16 protein-coding genes are annotated in these 17,542 nt (G+C 64.1%); 14 read left to right on the top strand and 2 right to left on the bottom strand.

Going from position 1 to position 17,542, the window contains the following annotated elements; all coding sequences use genetic code 11:
• The first annotated feature begins 25 nt into the window (after positions 1 to 25).
• The 14 genes from rseP (at position 26) to WKW80_RS12920 (ending at position 16,153) form a co-directional block, all read left to right on the top strand.
• Complete coding sequence (gene rseP, locus WKW80_RS12985; RefSeq protein WP_340363974.1) at positions 26 to 1,456, top strand: RIP metalloprotease RseP; 1,431 nt, start codon at positions 26 to 28, stop codon at positions 1,454 to 1,456.
• 38 nt (positions 1,457 to 1,494) lie between these two features.
• Complete coding sequence (gene bamA, locus WKW80_RS12980; protein ID WP_340363973.1) at positions 1,495 to 3,915, top strand: outer membrane protein assembly factor BamA; 2,421 nt, start codon at positions 1,495 to 1,497, stop codon at positions 3,913 to 3,915.
• Positions 3,915 to 4,469, top strand: coding sequence for an OmpH/Skp family outer membrane protein (locus WKW80_RS12975; RefSeq protein WP_340363972.1), 555 nt, complete (start codon positions 3,915 to 3,917; stop codon positions 4,467 to 4,469). The genes bamA and WKW80_RS12975 overlap by 1 nt, the downstream gene beginning before the upstream one ends.
• A 13-nt stretch (positions 4,470 to 4,482) precedes the next feature.
• Entirely contained in the window at positions 4,483 to 5,448 is a 966-nt protein-coding gene (gene lpxD / locus WKW80_RS12970) for a UDP-3-O-(3-hydroxymyristoyl)glucosamine N-acyltransferase (RefSeq protein ID WP_340363971.1), read from the top strand.
• 16 nt (positions 5,449 to 5,464) lie between these two features.
• Positions 5,465 to 5,911, top strand: a complete 447-nt coding sequence (gene fabZ / locus WKW80_RS12965) for a 3-hydroxyacyl-ACP dehydratase FabZ (RefSeq protein WP_340363970.1) — start codon at positions 5,465 to 5,467, stop codon at positions 5,909 to 5,911.
• Positions 5,912 to 5,924: 13 nt separating this feature from the next.
• Positions 5,925 to 6,713 carry an acyl-ACP--UDP-N-acetylglucosamine O-acyltransferase gene (gene lpxA / locus WKW80_RS12960; RefSeq protein WP_340363969.1) on the top strand — a complete coding sequence of 263 codons (789 nt, stop codon included), beginning with the start codon at positions 5,925 to 5,927 and terminating at the stop codon, positions 6,711 to 6,713.
• 344 nt (positions 6,714 to 7,057) lie between these two features.
• Positions 7,058 to 8,209, top strand: a complete 1,152-nt coding sequence (gene lpxB / locus WKW80_RS12955; protein WP_340363968.1) for a lipid-A-disaccharide synthase — start codon at positions 7,058 to 7,060, stop codon at positions 8,207 to 8,209.
• Positions 8,181 to 8,831 (top strand): ribonuclease HII, encoded by a 651-nt coding sequence (gene rnhB, locus WKW80_RS12950; RefSeq protein ID WP_340363967.1) that lies wholly within the window; start codon positions 8,181 to 8,183, stop codon positions 8,829 to 8,831. Before lpxB ends, rnhB begins: the two co-directional genes overlap by 29 nt.
• Positions 8,828 to 9,607 (top strand): TrmH family RNA methyltransferase, encoded by a 780-nt coding sequence (locus WKW80_RS12945; protein WP_340363966.1) that lies wholly within the window; start codon positions 8,828 to 8,830, stop codon positions 9,605 to 9,607. Before rnhB ends, WKW80_RS12945 begins: the two co-directional genes overlap by 4 nt.
• 138 nt (positions 9,608 to 9,745) lie before the next feature.
• Positions 9,746 to 10,909: a glutamine-hydrolyzing carbamoyl-phosphate synthase small subunit gene (gene carA / locus WKW80_RS12940; RefSeq protein WP_340363965.1), complete on the top strand. Its 1,164-nt coding sequence runs from the start codon at positions 9,746 to 9,748 to the stop codon at positions 10,907 to 10,909.
• Between the two features lie 84 nt (positions 10,910 to 10,993).
• Positions 10,994 to 14,218, top strand: a complete 3,225-nt coding sequence (gene carB / locus WKW80_RS12935) for a carbamoyl-phosphate synthase large subunit (protein ID WP_340363964.1) — start codon at positions 10,994 to 10,996, stop codon at positions 14,216 to 14,218.
• Between the two features lie 84 nt (positions 14,219 to 14,302).
• Positions 14,303 to 15,172: a Kdo hydroxylase KdoO gene (locus tag WKW80_RS12930; RefSeq protein WP_340363963.1), complete on the top strand. Its 870-nt coding sequence runs from the start codon at positions 14,303 to 14,305 to the stop codon at positions 15,170 to 15,172.
• Positions 15,173 to 15,236: 64 nt separating this feature from the next.
• Positions 15,237 to 15,713 (top strand): transcription elongation factor GreA, encoded by a 477-nt coding sequence (greA, locus tag WKW80_RS12925; RefSeq protein ID WP_340363962.1) that lies wholly within the window; start codon positions 15,237 to 15,239, stop codon positions 15,711 to 15,713.
• Positions 15,714 to 15,718: 5 nt separating this feature from the next.
• On the top strand, positions 15,719 to 16,153 hold the full coding sequence (locus WKW80_RS12920; RefSeq protein WP_340364169.1) for a DUF4149 domain-containing protein: 435 nt from the start codon (positions 15,719 to 15,721) through the stop codon (positions 16,151 to 16,153).
• A gap of 4 nt (positions 16,154 to 16,157) precedes the next feature.
• Here the strand turns inward: WKW80_RS12920 and WKW80_RS12915 are convergent, their stop codons facing one another.
• Positions 16,158 to 16,925, bottom strand: coding sequence for a glycosyltransferase (locus WKW80_RS12915; protein ID WP_340363961.1), 768 nt, complete (start codon positions 16,923 to 16,925; stop codon positions 16,158 to 16,160).
• 3 nt (positions 16,926 to 16,928) lie between these two features.
• Entirely contained in the window at positions 16,929 to 17,408 is a 480-nt protein-coding gene (locus tag WKW80_RS12910) for a YhbY family RNA-binding protein (RefSeq protein WP_340363960.1), read from the bottom strand.
• Positions 17,409 to 17,542: the final 134 nt, after the last annotated feature.

The raw sequence follows: 17,542 nt of genomic DNA, 5'->3' as shown, positions 1-17,542 counted from the left end.
TGCATCGCATTACAGGGGATACCGGATGCTCACCATCGTTGCCTTTATCGTCGCGCTCGGCCTGCTGATCACGGTGCATGAATATGGTCACTACCGGGTGGCGGTGGCGTGTGGCGTGAAGGTCAAGCGCTTCGGCATCGCGACTTTGCCGTTCGGCGATCCCGACAGTCCCAGCTTCGTGTCGCGATTCCTGTGGCGCATCAGCAAGCCGGTGTGGGTCTTCAAGCCGAAGCGGCAGCACCGGGGGCAGGACACCGAATTTGCGCTGGGCGTATTTCCGTTTGGCGGCTATGTCCAGATGCTGGACCAGCGCGAGGGCGATGTCGCGCCCGAAGAGTTGCATCTTGCGCTCAACACCCAGCCGCTGCGCTCGCGCGTTGCCATCGTGGCCGCTGGTCCGATTGCCAACCTGCTGCTCGCGGTGTTGCTCTATACGCTGGTCAACTGGATCGGTGTGCAGGAGCCGGTGGCCCGGCTGGGGCGCCCCGTGGTGGCATCGCTGGCCGAACAGGCCGGCCTGCGCGGTGGTGAACTCATCGGCGCCGCGGCCTATGTCGGCGACACGCTGGAACCGGTGCAGTCTTTCGAAGACTTGCGCTGGCGCATGACGCGCGCAGCACTGGACGGCCACGACCTCGAACTTGAAATCGCGGGCGAGGCCGGGCGGCCGACGCGCATGCTGGTGCTGCCGCTGAGCCGCATCGAGGCCAAGGATGCCGACGCGCAGCTGTTCCGCCGGATCGGTGTAGTCGCGCCGATGACCCGGCCGGAAATCGGCGAACTGGTCGCTGGCGGCCCCGGCGCAAAGTCCGGTCTGCAACGCGGCGATCTGGTGCGAATGGTCGGCAGCGAGGCGATCGTCGACGGGCAGCAACTGCGCGACGTCATCCGTGCGTCGGTGGACGTCGACAAGCCGCGCACTCAAGCCTGGCGAATCGAACGGAGCGGGCACAGCATCACGGTCGACGTCACGCCCGAAGTGCGCGAAGAGGGCAAGGTCAAGGTTGGCCGGATCGGAGCCTATGTGGGCACCGCTCCCGACATGGTCACGGTGCGGCAGGGCCTCGTGGATGGCGCGTGGCACGGTGTGGTGCGAACCTGGGAAGTGTCCGCGCTGACCGTGCGCATGTTGGGCAAGATGGTGATTGGCGAGGCTTCGCTGAGAAACCTCAGCGGACCACTCACGATTGCCGACTACGCCGGCAAGTCCGCCAATATCGGCTTCACGCAGTACCTATTGTTCCTTGCACTGATCAGCGTGAGCCTCGGTGTGCTGAACCTGATGCCGTTGCCGGTCCTCGATGGAGGACACCTGATGTATTATCTTTGGGAGGGGCTGACTGGCAGGGGCGTCTCCACGGCTTGGATGAACGGGCTTCAAAACGGTGGGCTCGTCTTGCTGCTGGTCATGATGTCGATCGCACTTTTCAACGACGTCTCACGGCTCTTTGGTTAACTTTCCTCCGGCCCTTTCCGTGCCGGCTTATTTCTCAGATGAACAAATCAAACAGTCGCTTTCGTATGCGCAGCGTGGTCGCTTTGGTTGCGGGCGCGCTGGCCGCCACCGCCGCCTGGGCCGTAGAGCCCTTCACGGTGCGCGACATCCGCGTCGAAGGACTGCAACGCGTCGAACCCGGCACCATCTTCGCTTCGCTGCCGTTTCAGGTGGGCGACACCTATAACGACGAGCGCGGCTCCGCTGCCATCCGCGCGCTGTTCGACCTGGGCCTGTTCAAGGATGTGCGCATCGACGTGAATGGCAACGTGCTGGTCGTGATCGTCGAGGAGCGGCCCACCATCGCCGGCGTCGATTTCGCCGGCACCAAGGAGTTCGACAAGGCGGCACTGACCAAGGCGCTGCGTGAAATCGGCCTGGCGGAAGGCCGGCCGTTCGACAAGGCGCTGGCGGACCGTGCCGAGCAGGAACTCAAGCGCCAGTACATCAGCCGCAGCCTCTACAACGCGCAAATCATCACCACGGTCACGCCGACCGAGCGCAATCGCGTGAACCTTACTTTCTCGGTGAACGAAGGCGACTCCGCCCGCATCAAGGAAATCAAGATTGTCGGCAACAAGGAGTTCAGCGAATCGACCTTGCTGGGCCTGTTCGACCAAGACAGCGGCGGGTGGCTCTCCTGGTACACCAAGTCGAACCAGTACTCGCGCGCCAAGCTCAATGCCGACCTCGAGACGCTTCGCTCGTACTACATCACGCGCGGCTACCTCGAGTTCCGAGTCGACTCGACGCAGGTCGCGATTTCCCCCGACCGGCAGGATCTTTCGGTCACGGTGAACATCACCGAAGGCGAGAAGTTCACAGTCGCCGGCGTCAAGCTCAGTGGCAACTACCTGGGCCGCGACGACGAGTTCAAATCGCTCGTGAGCATCAAGCCGGGCGAGCCCTACAACGGCGAGGCTGTTGCCCAGACCACCAAGGCTTTCACGGATTACTTTGGCACCTTCGGCTATGCATTTGCACGCGTGCAGGCGCGTCCGGACGTCGACCGCACCAACAACACCGTCACCATGAATCTGGTGGCCGAGCCGGCGCGTCGTGTCTACGTGCGCCGTGTGAGCATCGGCGGCAACAACCGCACGCGCGACGAAGTGGTTCGGCGCGAGTTCCGCCAGTTCGAAGCTTCCTGGTACGACGGCGACAAGATCAAGCTGTCGCGCGACCGTATCGACAGATTGGGTTACTTCACCGAAGTCAGCGTCGATACGCAGGAAATCCCCGGCACCCCCGACCAGGTCGACCTGACCGTCATCGTCGCCGAGAAGCCCACAGGCACGCTGCAATTGGGCGCCGGCTTCTCGACGGCCGACAAGGTATCCATCACGTTCGGCGTGACGCAGGAAAACGTATTCGGTTCGGGCAACTACCTGGGCCTGCAGGTCAACACCAGCAAATACAACCGGACGATCTCGATCAACACGACCGATCCTTATTTCACCAAGGACGGGATCTCGCGCACGTTCAGCCTGTATCACAACTCGACCAGCCCGTACTACACGGTGGACGGCAACTACAGGCTTGTCAGCGAAGGCGGGAGCATCCGCTTCGGTGTCCCGTTCAGTGAGGTCGACACCGTCTTCTTCGGGGTCGGCATCGAGCGCTACAACTTTGATCCGGGCAGCAACATCGCGGCCTACACGCCGCAGTCCTATCGCAACTATTTCGATTGTTCGCCCACGCCGGCTTCCGCGCTCAATTGCGCGGAGCCCAACAAGTGGGGCATCCCCCTGACGGTGGGCTGGGCCCGTGACGATCGCGACAGCGCGCTGGTGCCGACGCGCGGCAGGCTTCAACGCGCCAACCTCGAAGTGGGCGTGGCCGGTGACATGCAGTACGTCCGGACCGGTTACCAGTACCAGCAGTTCTTTCCGCTGAACAAGCAATACACGTTTGCCATCAATGGCGAGGTGGGCTATGGCAAGGCATTCGGCAGCAAGGAATATCCGATCTTCAAGAACTTCTATGCGGGCGGCCTGGGTTCCGTGCGCGGGTTCGAGCAGAACTCCCTCGGCCCGAAAGACGTGCCGATCCTTGGCCAGACGGAAGGCGCAGCAATCGGCGGTACCAAGAAGGCCGTCTTCAATGCCGAATTGGGCACACCATTCCCGGGTGCGGGCAACGACCGCACATTGAGGCTCTATGGTTTCTTTGACGTCGGCAACGTGTTTGCCGATCACAGGACCATCGAAACGGAGGCGCAATGGGAGGCCCAGCAGAAGCTTCGCGCGTCCGTGGGCATCGGCATCAGCTGGGTTTCGCCGCTCGGACCCTTGCGGATCGCGTACGCGATTCCGGTCAAGCAGCAAAAGGAGATTCCGGATCCGAACAACCCGCTGATCCCATTGGTGTCCAAGGATAGAATTCAGCGCGTTCAATTCCAGATCGGAACTGCCTTTTAATGACTCATTTGGTCCGTGCCTTCGGCGCCCTGTTGATCCCCGTTTTTGCGCTGTGTGCCGCGCCAGCACAAGCGCAGCAGGACACTTTCCGGGTCGGCTTCGTGAATCCCGACCGTGTCCTGCGCGAGGCCACGACGGCGAAGGCGGCCCAGGCGAAACTGGAGGCGGAATTCTCCAAGCGGGACAAGGATCTGCAGGCTCAGGGTGAGGCACTGAAAGCGGCTTCGGAAAAGTTCGAGCGCGAGGCGCCGACATTGACGGAAACGCAGCGCGCCACGCGCCAGCGCCAATTGGTCGACCAGGACCGCGAATTCCAGCGCAAGCGCCGCGAATTCCAGGAAGACCTGAACGCGCGCAAGAACGAAGAATTGCAAGCGGTCTACGAACGCGCCAATCGCGTGGTCAAGCAAGTCGCCGAAGCAGAGAAGTACGACGCGATCCTCCAGGAAGCGATCTACATCAATCCCAAGCATGACATCACCGACAAGGTGATCAAGGCGCTGAACGCTTCCACAGCGGCGGGTACGGGTACGGGCGCGGGCACAGGCAAGTAAGGCAGCGACGGGAGTGGCGCTACGCCTTGGAGCCATTGTCGAAGCCCTTGGGGGAGAACTCCAGGGTGATGCGGAACTGAACATTGCGCGGCTCGCGCCGCTTCAGAATGCCAGTCCCGATTCGCTCAGTTTCCTGAGCAATCCGAAATTCCTGAAAGAACTCGCAAGTTCGGTTGCCGGTTGCGTCATCGTCTCACCCGCGCTTCGCGAGCAGGCCGCCGCGCGCGGCGCCTTCATCGTCACGCCCGATCCGTACCTGTACTTCGCGCGCCTGACGCAGCACTGGAAGCGCGCCCATGCCCGGCCGGACGGACCGCGCATCCATCCCAGCGCGGTGGTGGACCCGGAGGCTGTGGTCGATCCCACGGCGCGCATTGGCCCGCTCTGCGTGGTCGAGCGGGGCGCGCGCATCGGCGCTGGCACGGTGCTGAAGTCGAACGTGACCGTGAGTGAAGACTGTCAGATCGGCGCGCGATGCCTGGTGCATCCCGGTGCCGTGATCGGTGCCGACGGCTTCGGCTTGGCGCCAGACCGTGGCACCTGGGTCAAGATCGAACAACTGGGCGCCGTGCGCATCGGCGACGACGTCGAAATCGGCGCGAATACCTGCATCGACCGCGGCGCGCTGGAAGACACCGTGATCGAAGACGGCGTCAAGCTCGACAACCTGATTCAGGTGGGCCACAACGTCCGTATCGGCAAGCACACGGCAATGGCAGGATGCTCGGCGGTCGCAGGCAGCGCGGTCATCGGCCCGCATTGCACCGTCGGCGGCGCAGGCATGGTGCTGGGGCATCTCACGCTGGCAGAAGGCGTCCATATTTCGGCCGCATCGCTCGTGACGCGGTCCATCCACAAGCCGGGCCAGTACACCGGCGTGTTTCCCATCGACGACAATGCCGCGTGGGAGAAGAACGCCGCCACGCTAAGGCAACTCCACGGCTTGCGCGATCGCATCAAGGCCCTTGAAAAGAAGTGATAGCAGGACACGCAATATGACGACGCTCGACATCCACCAGATTCTCAAACTGCTGCCGCATCGCTATCCGTTCCTGCTGGTGGACCGGGTGCTCTCCATGGAAAAGGGAAAGCGCATCACGGCACTCAAGAACGTGACGATGAACGAGCCATTCTTCAACGGCCACTTTCCGCATCGCCCCGTGATGCCGGGCGTGCTGATGCTCGAAGCCATGGCGCAAGCTGCCGCCCTGTTGTCCTTTCATTCGCTGGACATGGTGCCCGACGACAACACCGTCTACTACTTTGCGGCCATCGACGGCGCGCGCTTCAAGCGGCCGGTGGAGCCGGGTGACCAACTCACGCTGGAGGTCACCATCGACCGCATGAAGGCGGGAATCTCGAAGTTCACCGGCCGTGCACTGGTGGGCACGGAACTCGCCTGCGAGGCCACACTGATGTGCGCGATGCGGCAGATCAACTGAACAGCGTCCGGGCATGACGCAAGTCCACTCGACGGCCATCGTCGACCCCGGGGCGCAGCTCGACCTCACGGTCTCGGTCGGCCCCTATGCAGTCATCGGTCCTCACGTGAAAGTAGGGCCCGGTACCACCATCGGGCCCCATTGCGTGATCGAAGGGCGCACCACCATTGGTGCCGACAACCGGGTCTTCCAGTTCTCCTCGATCGGCGCAATTCCGCAGGACAAGAAATACGCAGGCGAGCCGACCGAACTGGTGATCGGCGACCGCAACACCATCCGCGAGTTCTGCACCTTCAACCTGGGCGTGCCGGGTGCAGGCGGCATCACGCGCATCGGCCATGACAACTGGATCATGGCCTACACCCACATCGCGCACGACTGCCATGTGGGCAACAGCACCACGCTGGCCAACAACACGACCCTGGCAGGCCATGTCGAGCTGGGCGATTGGGTCACGGTCGGCGGATTGGTCGGCATACACCAGTTCGTGAAGATCGGCGCGCACGCCATGGTTGGATTCGCCACGGCTGTGTCGCAGGACGTGCCGCCTTACATGCTGGTCGATGGGAATCCGATGGCTGTGCGGGGTTTCAACACCGTCGGCCTGCGCCGCCGTGGCTTCACTGCGGAACGGCTGGCGGCGGTCAAGCAGATGCACCGCCTGCTGTACCGACAGGGCCGCACGCTCGACGACGCGCGCGGTGCGATCGATGCATTGGCAACCGAGATGCCCGAAGCAGCGGCCGACGTCGCGCTGATGAGCGACTTTCTCGCGGCCAGCACGCGCGGTATCGCGCGGTGAAATGAAACACCCCCGAAGCGCCTGCGGCGCCTCCCCCTCGAGGGGGCGATACCAGCGGCCCGGCAAAGCCGGTTCCGCGGGTGAAGTGAAACACCCCCGAAGCGCCTGCGGCGCCTCCCCCTCAAGGGGGCGATACCGGCGGCCCGGCAAAGCCGGTTCCGCGGTATCCCTGGCATTTGGCGGCGCCGGTTTCGTGGGTCGCGGGTCACGCGGTAGCGTGTCTCGAGGGGGCGCACCCAGCGGCCCGGCGAAGCCGGTTCCGCGGGTGCCCACGAACAGACTTCGCCGTGCTCGTCCTGGTTCCATGCGCCGAGGGTCATGCGGTAGCGTGGTGGAAAACTGAAATGACGACCCCCACCGCACAGCGCCAGTTTTCACTGGTCGCGGGCGAAGCGTCCGGCGATTTGCTGGCCAGCCTGTTGCTTGAAGGCTTGCAGGCGCGCTGGCCCGACATGAAGGCCGCGGGTATCGGCGGCCCGCGCATGCTGGCGCGCGGCTTCGAAAGCTGGTGGCCGCAGGAAAAGCTTGCGGTGAGCGGCTATGTCGAGGCACTGCGCCACTACCGGGAAATCGCCGGCATCCGCCGCCAGCTCAAGGCGCGGTTGCTGCGGGAGTGGCCGCAACTCTTCATCGGCGTCGACGCACCTGACTTCAACCTGGACCTGGAAGCTGGTCTGCGCAGCCGCGGAATGAAGACGGTTCATTTCGTCTGTCCCTCTATCTGGGCCTGGCGCGCCGACAGGGCCGACAAGATTCGCGCGGCGGCCGACCGTGTCCTGTGCATCTTTCCATTCGAGCCGGCGCTGCTCGACAAGCTGGGCATCGCCGCCAGCTATGTCGGGCATCCGATTGCCAACGTGATCCCGATGGTGCCGGATCGAGGAGCGGCGCGAGCCGCGCTCGGCATCGCGCCCGAGGCGCCCGTGGTCGCGTTGCTGCCGGGCAGCCGGCGCGCCGAATTGCGCTACATCGCACCGAGGTTCTTCGCGGCCGCAGCGTTGATGCATCTCGCACGACCTGAAATCAAGTTCATCGCGCCCGCGATTCCAGCGCTGCGCGGCGAGCTCGAGCAAATGCTGAAGTCCAGTCCGATGGCCGGCAAGGTGCAGGTGCTCGAAGGCCAGTCGCATGCCGCGCTGGCCGCCTGCGATGCCACGCTGATTGCGAGCGGCACTGCCACGCTGGAGGCCGCGCTGTTCAAACGCCCCATGGTGATTGCCTACAACATGCATTCGCTGTCGTGGCGGCTCATGCAAAGGCAGCAGTTGCAACCCTGGGTCGGATTGCCGAACATCCTGTGTGGCGAGTTCGTCGTGCCTGAGTTGTTGCAAGACGCTGCCACGCCCGAGGCGCTGGCCGAGGCCACGTTGGCTTGGATGGGGTCGCCGGAAAGGGTGGCCGCATTGGAGCAGCGATTTGCGACGATGCACGACGAGTTGCGCCGCGATACACCGACACTTTGCGCCGATGCGATCCAGAAAGTTCTTGAAAGCTGAGCAGGCCACGCTGGTCTGGGACGCGCCGGGCCTGATGGCCGGCGTCGACGAGGCCGGCCGCGGCCCGCTGGCCGGTCCGGTCGTCGCGGCCGCGGTGATCCTCGACGACCTGCGGCCGATTCGCGGGCTGGCAGATTCGAAGACGCTGACGGCGCTGCAGCGGGAGCGCCTGCACGATCAGATTCTTGCGAAGGCGCTTTGCTGTTCCGTGGCGCAGGCGAGCGTCGAGGAAATCGACCAGTACAACATTCTGCAGGCGACGATGATGGCCATGCGCCGCGCCGTGGAAGGACTTCGCCTCAAGCCGGCCAAGGTGCTGGTCGATGGCAACCGGCTGCCGGTGCTCGATGTGCTGGCCGAGGCCATCGTCAAGGGCGATGCGCGCGTGAAGGCGATTTCGGCGGCCTCGATCCTGGCCAAGGTGCATCGCGATCGCCTTTGCGAACAACTGCACCTGGAGTTTCCGCACTACGGGTTCGCCAATCACAAGGGCTACGGCACGCCGGAACACATGGAGGCGCTGGAGCGGCATGGCGCATGCATTCACCATCGGCGCTCGTTCAGTCCGGTGGCAGCGGCTTTCGCACGCATGGCCGTGTGCGAGCCGCAGGAAGCCCCATGACTTCGCCCGAAGTCCAGCACATCACGTCGCGCGACAACCCGCTGCTGAAGGATCTTCGCAAGCTGGTGCATGACCCCGGCGCCTATCGCAAGCTGGGCAGGCTCTGGCTCGAAGGCGACCATCTTTGCCGCGCGGCGCTCGCGCGTGGCGTGCTTCCGTCCGTAGCCGTTTTCTCCGAATCCTTCTGGCCGTCTGCGCCTGCGGACTGGGCGCGGTCCGCAGGCAAGACAGTCGTGGTGGCCGACGCCCTGTTGGTCGGCATCAGTGGGCTCGAATCGCCAGCGCCGATGGGCTTCGTGCTCGAACTGCCGCCGCGGCCCGAACTGATTGCAGATGCCGCCACGGTCGTGCTGGATCGATTGCAGGACGCGGGCAACGCTGGTTCGATTCTTCGCAGTGCTGCCGCGTTCGGATTTACGCAGGTCATTGCACTCAAGGGCACCGCGGCGTTGTGGGCTCCGAAAGTGCTCCGTGCGGGGATGGGTGCGCACTTCGGCCTGCGCTTGATTGAAGGCGCGGCCATCGACGCACTCGATGCATTGCAGGTGCCGCTCATTGCCACCAGTTCGCATCGCGGCGAGTGGCTTCACAAGGCTCGCCTGCCGAATCCTTGCGCATGGCTCATGGGCCACGAAGGGCAGGGCGTTGCGCCCGAGTTGGAAGCCCGCGCGACGCACCATATCCGCATCGCGCAGCCCGGTGGCGAAGAGTCGCTCAACGTTGCCGCGGCGGCGGCGATATGCCTTCATGCAAGTGCCGCCTCGGCGAAACCGTGAGTGCCGCCGGCTATAATCAAGGGCTTTCCCGCTCACACCCCGCCCACAGCGCATCAAGCCTAACTCCTCGACGAAAGTCGCGACCCATCGATTCAGGTCCTGGGTGCACTCTGGGCGTCATCCATTCGGAGAATCCCAGTGCTTTTGTCTCTCAAGGGAGCTTTCCCGCCCGCCATCCTGGCGCTTGCAGACGGCACGGTCTTTCAAGGCAACTCGATTGGCGCCACCGGCGCCACCACCGGCGAAGTGGTGTTCAACACCTCCATGTCCGGCTACCAGGAAATCCTGACCGACCCCAGCTATTGCCAGCAGATCGTGACGCTCACGTATCCGCACATCGGCAACTACGGCGTCAACACGGAAGACATCGAGGCCGACAAGATCCATGCCGCCGGCCTGATCATCAAGGACCTCCCGCTGGTCGCGTCCAACTTCCGCAAGACCGCCACGCTCAATGAATACCTGGTGGCCGGCAAGACGGTCGCCATCGCCAACATCGACACGCGCAAGCTCACGCGCCACCTGCGCACGCATGGCGCGCAGAACGGTTGCATCCTCGGCCTGGCCGAAGGCGAGGCGGTGACGCAGGCGTTGATCGACAAGGCGGTCGCCGCGGCCAAGGCGGCGCCGAGCATGTCGGGCCTCGATCTCGCGAAGGTGGTGTCGGTCCGGCAAACCTACGAGTGGAACCAGACCGAGTGGAAGCTCGGCGCGGGCTACGGCGTGCAGATCACGCCCCGGTTCCACGTCGTCGCCTTCGATTTCGGCGTGAAGAAGAACATCCTGCGCATGATCGCCCAGCGCGGCGCGCGCATCACCGTCGTGCCGGCGCAAACGCCCGCGGCGGACGTGCTCAAGCTCAAGCCCGATGGCATCTTCCTGGCCAACGGCCCGGGCGACCCGGAGCCTTGCGACTACGCGATTGCCGCCGTCAAGGAACTGATCGAAACCGGCATCCCGACCTTTGGCATCTGCCTCGGCCACCAGATCATGGCGCTGGCCTCCGGCGCCAGGACCTTCAAGATGAAGTTCGGCCACCATGGCGCGAACCATCCGGTGAAGGACCTCGACAACGGCCGCGTGAGCATCACGAGCCAGAACCACGGCTTCGCGGTCGACGAGAAGTCGCTGCCTTCCAACCTGCGCCCCACGCACATCAGCCTGTTCGACAACACGCTGCAGGGCCTGGCGCGCACCGACAAGCCGGCTTTCTGCTTCCAGGGCCACCCGGAAGCTTCGCCCGGCCCGCACGACATCGGCTACCTGTTCGACCGCTTCACGGCATTGATGGAAAAGAAATGAACCCCCATGTTTGCGGCTACGCCGCTGCACTGCCCCCCGAGGGGGCGCTCGCCTCCTTGAGCCGGCCCAGCGGAGACGAAAAGAATGCCTAAGCGCACAGACCTCAAGAGCATCCTCATCATCGGCGCTGGCCCGATCATCATCGGCCAGGCCTGCGAGTTCGACTACTCCGGCGTGCAGGCCTGCAAGGCCCTGCGCGAAGAAGGCTACAAGGTCATCCTGATCAACAGCAACCCGGCGACGATCATGACCGACCCGGCCACGGCCGACGTCACGTACATCGAGCCGATCACCTGGCAGACGGTCGAGAAGATCATCGCCAAGGAACGCCCCGACGCCATCCTGCCGACCATGGGCGGCCAGACCGCGCTGAACTGCGCGCTCGACCTGTGGCGCAACGGCGTGCTCGACAAGTACAAGGTCGAGCTGATCGGCGCGACGCCAGAAGCCATCGACAAGGCCGAAGACCGCCTGAAGTTCAAGGATGCGATGACCAAGATCGGTCTCGGCTCGGCACGCTCAGGCATCGCGCATTCGATGGAAGAGGCGTGGGCCGTGCAGAAGAGCGTCGGTTTCCCGACGGTCATCCGCCCGAGCTTCACGCTCGGCGGCACGGGCGGCGGCATCGCCTACAACCCGGAAGAATTCGAGACCATCTGCAAGCGGGGCATCGAGGCCTCGCCGACCAACGAACTGCTGATCGAAGAATCGCTGCTCGGCTGGAAAGAGTACGAGATGGAAGTGGTGCGCGACAAGGCGGACAACTGCATCATCGTCTGCTCGATCGAGAACCTCGACCCGATGGGCGTGCACACCGGTGACTCGATCACCGTGGCGCCGGCCCAGACGCTGACGGACAAGGAATACCAGATCCTGCGCAACGCCTCGCTGGCCGTGCTGCGCGAGATCGGCGTGGACACCGGCGGCTCGAACGTGCAGTTCTCGATCAACCCGAAGGACGGCCGCATGGTCGTCATCGAGATGAATCCGCGCGTGTCGCGTTCGTCGGCCCTTGCTTCCAAGGCCACCGGTTTCCCGATCGCCAAGGTCGCCGCCAAGCTGGCCGTGGGCTACACGCTCGACGAACTGCGCAACGAGATCACCGGCGGCGCGACGCCGGCGTCGTTCGAGCCGTCGATCGACTACGTCGTCACCAAGATCCCGCGCTTTGCCTTCGAGAAATTCCCGCAGGCCGATTCGCGCCTGACGACGCAGATGAAGTCGGTCGGCGAAGTCATGGCCATGGGCCGCACCTTCCAGGAATCGTTCCAGAAGGCGCTGCGCGGCCTCGAGGTCGGCGTCGACGGCCTGAACGAAAAGACGCAGGACCGCGAAGTGCTCGAGAAGGAACTGGGCGAGCCCGGCCCCGAGCGCATCTGGTACGTCGGCGATGCCTTCGCGATGGGCCTGAGCGTCGACGAGGTGTTCGCGCTGACGAAGATCGACCCTTGGTTCCTGGTGCAGATCGAGGAGATCGTGAAGATCGAGCTCGAGCTGGAGACCAAGTCGCTCGACGACATCGACCGTGAAACGCTGCTCGCGCTCAAGAAGAAGGGCTTCTCGGACCGCCGCCTCGCGCGGCAGCTCAAGACCACCGACACCGCGATCCGCGAGAAGCGCCACGCGCTGGGCGTGCGTCCGGTCTACAAGCGCGTCGACACCTGCGCCGCCGAGTTCGCGACCAACACCGCCTACATGTACTCGACCTACGAAGACGAGTGCGAAGCCGCGCCCACCGACAAGAAGAAGATCATGGTGCTCGGCGGCGGCCCGAACCGCATCGGCCAGGGCATCGAGTTCGACTACTGCTGCGTGCATGCCGCGCTGGCGATGCGCGAGGACGGCTACGAGACCATCATGGTCAACTGCAATCCCGAGACCGTGTCGACCGACTACGACACCAGCGACCGCCTGTACTTCGAGCCGCTGACGCTCGAAGACGTGCTCGAGATCGTCGACAAGGAAAAGCCGCTCGGCGTGATCGTGCAGTACGGCGGCCAGACGCCGCTGAAGCTCGCGCTCGGCCTCGAGGCCAACGGCGTGCCCATCATCGGCACCAGCCCCGACATGATCGACGCGGCCGAAGACCGCGAGCGGTTCCAGCAGTTGCTGCACAAGCTCGGCCTGCGCCAGCCGCCGAACGCCACCGCCCGCGCCGAACCCGAAGCGCTGGCCAAGGCCGCCGAACTGGGCTACCCGCTGGTGGTGCGTCCGAGCTACGTGCTCGGCGGCCGTGCCATGGAAATCGTGCACGAGCAGCGCGACCTCGAGCGCTACATGCGCGAGGCCGTGAAGGTGAGCAACGATTCGCCCGTGCTGCTGGACCGCTTCCTGAATGACGCCGTCGAATGCGACGTCGACTGCATCCGCGATGCCACCGGCGCCACGCTGATCGGCGGCGTGATGGAGCACATCGAGCAGGCCGGCGTGCACTCCGGCGACTCGGCATGCTCGCTGCCGCCCTACAGCCTGAAGGCTGCGACGATTGCCGAACTCAAGCGCCAGAGCGCCGCAATGGCCGACGCGCTGAACGTGGTCGGCCTGATGAACGTGCAGTTCGCCATCCAGGAGAAGGACGGCCAGGACGTGATCTACGTGCTGGAAGTCAACCCGCGTGCCTCGCGCACCGTGCCCTACGTGAGCAAGGCGACCGGCATCCAACTCGCCAAGGTCGCGGCGCGCTGCATGGCCGGCCAGTCGCTGGCGGAGCAGGGCGTGACGAAGGAAGTCACGCCGCCGTACTACAGCGTCAAGGAAGCCGTGTTCCCGTTCGTCAAGTTCCCGGGCGTGGACACCATCCTCGGCCCCGAGATGAAGTCGACCGGCGAAGTGATGGGCGTGGGCAAGACCTTCGGCGAGGCCTTCGTGAAATCGCAACTGGGCGCCGGTACGCACCTGCCCAAGTCGGGCAAGGTGTTCGTCTCGGTCAAGAACAACGACAAGCCGCGCGCGGTCGAAGTCGCCCGCGGCCTGGCCCAGCTCGGGTTCGAGTTGATCGCCACGAAGGGCACGGCAGCGGCGCTCAGCGCTGCCGGCGTCACTTGTGCGGTGGTCAACAAGGTCACCGAAGGGCGCCCGCACATCGTCGACATGATCAAGAACAACGAGATCGCCCTCGTGATCAACACCGTTGAAGAGCGCCGCAACGCCATCGCCGATTCGCGCCAGATCCGCACGTCGGCACTGCTGGCTCGCGTGACCACGTTCACCACGATCTTCGGTGCCGAAGCGGCCGTCGAAGGCATGAAGCACATGAACGAGCTGAGCGTGATTTCGGTGCAGGAGATGCACGCGCAACTGCTGCAGTAACCTTCGCCCAGCTCTGGACGTGTGTAATTTCAGCGGGCCGGCGGATGCCGGTCCCGCGTCGGTTCTGAACGGAGTACCAGTCTTATGGAATCTCAAGTCGTAGAGATCGATCTTGCCGACTGGGCCGGTGCGAAGCCCAACGATGCATGGATTGCCGCGCTTGAAGCCGGCAAGGTGCTGTACTTTCCGCACCTCGGCTTCGAGCTGCTGCCTTCGGAGAAAAAGCTGCTCGATCCTGCCCTGCTCGCCAAGGGCGTGCGCAACATCAGCCTGGACGGCAATGGCAAGCTGAAAGGCGTCGAAGGCGACGATTCTGTGCAGCAGGCGGCTGGAGCGATGATCGGACGATTCCGCTCACAGGCCCGCCAACTGATCGATGGCCTGCTGCCGCACTACAGCCCCTCGTTGCGCATGGCGCCGACCAGTTTTCGGCCAGCGCAGGTCGAGACGCGTGTGCAATCGTGGCGTGCAGATGACCGCCGCCTGCATATCGATTCATTTCCGTCGCGGCCGAATTACGGCGAGCGCATCCTGCGCGTGTTCACCAATCTCAACCCCCAGGGCGCCCCGCGCGTCTGGCGTGTCGGAGAACCGTTCGAGGCCGTTGCCAAGCGCTTCCTGCCGCGCGCCAAGCCGTATTCGCGCCTGCAAGCCAAGCTGCTGCAGAAGCTGCGCGTCACCAAGTCATTCCGCAGCGAATACGACCATCTGATGCTGCAACTGCATGACGGGATGAAGTCCGACATGGAGTATCAGGAAAAGTCGGCGCAGGAAACCATGCCGTTCCCTTCAGGTTCGGTTTGGGTGTGTTTTTCCGACCAGACATCGCATGCCGTCATGTCGGGCCAATTCATGGCCGAGCAAACCCTTCATTTGCCCGCTGCTAGCCAATACAATCCGTCGGCAAGTCCGCTGGCCATCCTGAGCCGGCTGACCGGACGAACTCTCGTCTGAACCCTCACCCCACATACCGCCGGACGGCGACGTTCGGCGGTTTCGCTTTTTGAGACAACAAACCATGGCCACTATTCCGATTACGAAGCGCGGTGCCGAGAAGCTTCGCGAAGAACTGCATCGCCTCAAGACCGTCGACCGCCCCTGGGTCATCAATGCGATTTCCGAGGCCCGCGCCCAGGGTGACCTGAGCGAAAACGCCGAATACGAAGTCGCCAAGGATCGCCAGGGCTTCATCGAAGGCCGCATCCAGGAGGTCGAAGGCAAGCTGTCGGCAGCGCAGATCATCGACCCGACGGCGCTCGACGCTGGCGGCAGAGTGGTGTTCGGCTCCACGGTTGAACTCGAGGAAGAAGAAACCGGCGAGGCCGTCAAGTACCAGATCGTCGGCGAGGACGAGGCCGACTTGAAGCTGGGCCTCATCAACATCTCCAGCCCCATCGCACGCGCGCTGATCGGCAAGGAAGAAGGCGACACGGCCGAAGTTCAGGCGCCCGGCGGCCTCAAGCGTTACGAAATCGTGGCGGTCCAGTACATCTGATGATGATGCGGAGCCTCATCGCGCGCCTGCCGAGTTTCGTCGCGGCGCTCTGGTGGGGCAGTCTCGGCACGATCGGTTTCCTGGTGGTGCCGCTGCTGTTCAGGAACTTGCCGTCGCCGGCGATGGCGGGCGGCATGGCGGCCAGGTTGTTCACTGCCCAGGCCTGGGTTTCGCTTGGCTGCGCCATGCTGCTGTTGATGTTCAGCCGGTCGGTCCGCATGCCTGAAGCGGGGGCTCGGGTCCACACGGCGCTGCCATTCGTCTTGCCGGGCCTCCTGCTGGCCTTGCTGGGCGAGTTTGGCGTTGCGCCGCGCATCGTGGCCCGCGACAACCTGCCGCTGTGGCACGCGGTTGGCAGCGGAATGTACCTCTTGCAATGGGCCTGCGCGGCCGTGGTGCTCTGGCGCGTGCTGCCGCAGACCGGGCCGCGGCCGAACTGATTATTTATTCGTGCCAGTGGTCGGCGACCCAGGCCGCCGGTCGAATGAATCGAAACCGGCGGTTGCGGCGGCCGGCCAGCGCATCGGGCGGATTGCATTCGCCGTGAAAGATCATCACCCGTGCGCCTTCCGGGACGAAGGGCGGGCGCCAGTAGTTGGTCGGCCAGATTGGAATCCCGCCGTACTTGAAGCTCGGGCACCAATCGCTTGGCCAATACGACAGCTTGCCCTGCGCATGCACGTAGTCCGACAGGTAGGTCTGCTCGTTACGAAACTTCTCGCGCATCGCAGTTTCGTTCGCGCGGAAATAGTCGAGCACATCAGCATGCGCACCGATCGTGAAGCGGTAGACCGACGAATTGCCGGTCACGCGCCAAGGACGGCGGTAGTCCTTGATGATCACGAACTCGCCGGGATAGGTGAAGAACTCGTCCAGGCTGCCGACCACCACGATGTCCAGGTCGAGGAACAGGGCCTGACCTTGCAGCCCGTAGACATCCGGCAGGTCGCGGCTCAGCGTGGTGAGCTTTCTCCAGGCGCGGTCGCGCACGCCAGCGGCCTCCGGTCGGATGTCCAGCCGCGGGATCGGGAAGCACTCGACTTCGCTGCGGATGCCGGCGCTGTCGTCGGTCAGGCAAATGAAGCGAAAGTCACCGGTGAGATGGCGGCGTGCCATCGCATAGAGCTTGTTGACATAGGTGGCCTCGTATTTCGTGCCCCACTTCATGCAAACGATGTGGCGCATGGGTTGCGCCGTTGGCCCTGCCGCCATCCTTCAATCCGCCTGTCGTTGCTTCTTGACCGACAGCGGCTTGCGCGGCTTGGCGCGCTTGATGTTGCCGCCCGCCGTCAGCCGCTGGTTGCCCAGCACGCGCAGCGTCTTGATCTCGGGCCGCTGGCCGGCACGCTTGCTGTATTTGACGACCTTGATGTCGCGCGGGCCGGGCATGCGGTCTTCGTCGATCTCCTTGACCTTCTCGGCCTTGGGGCGCCACAGCACCAGCAGCTTGCCGATGTGTTGGATCGGGGCGGCGTCGAGCTCATTGGCGAGCGTCTGCAGCATCGCATCGCGCGCCAGCCGGTCGTCGGAAAACACGCGGATCTTGATCAGGCCATGGGCCTTCAGGGCGGCGTCGGCTTCTTTCGTCACGGCCGGGGTCAGGCCGTCGCTGCCGATCATCACGATCGGATTGAGATGGTGCGCTTCGGAGCGGTGCACCTTGCGCTGGGCGGGGGTCAGTTGAATGGCGGGCATGCCCGTATTATCGAACCACTGTGAAACCATCCATTGCATTCCTCGCTTTTCATTGCTGCGCCAGTCCCCGAGGCCGGTCCGAATCGGGCGCCGCGCCTGGCCGCCCCAAGAAGGCTCGCGTCCCTGCGGGGGGC

It is taken from the genome of Variovorax humicola, assembly GCF_037889915.1.
Lineage (GTDB): Bacteria > Pseudomonadota > Gammaproteobacteria > Burkholderiales > Burkholderiaceae_C > Variovorax > Variovorax humicola.
Note: the sequence above shows the minus strand (reverse complement) of the source record. Positions and strands in the feature narration are given on the sequence as shown.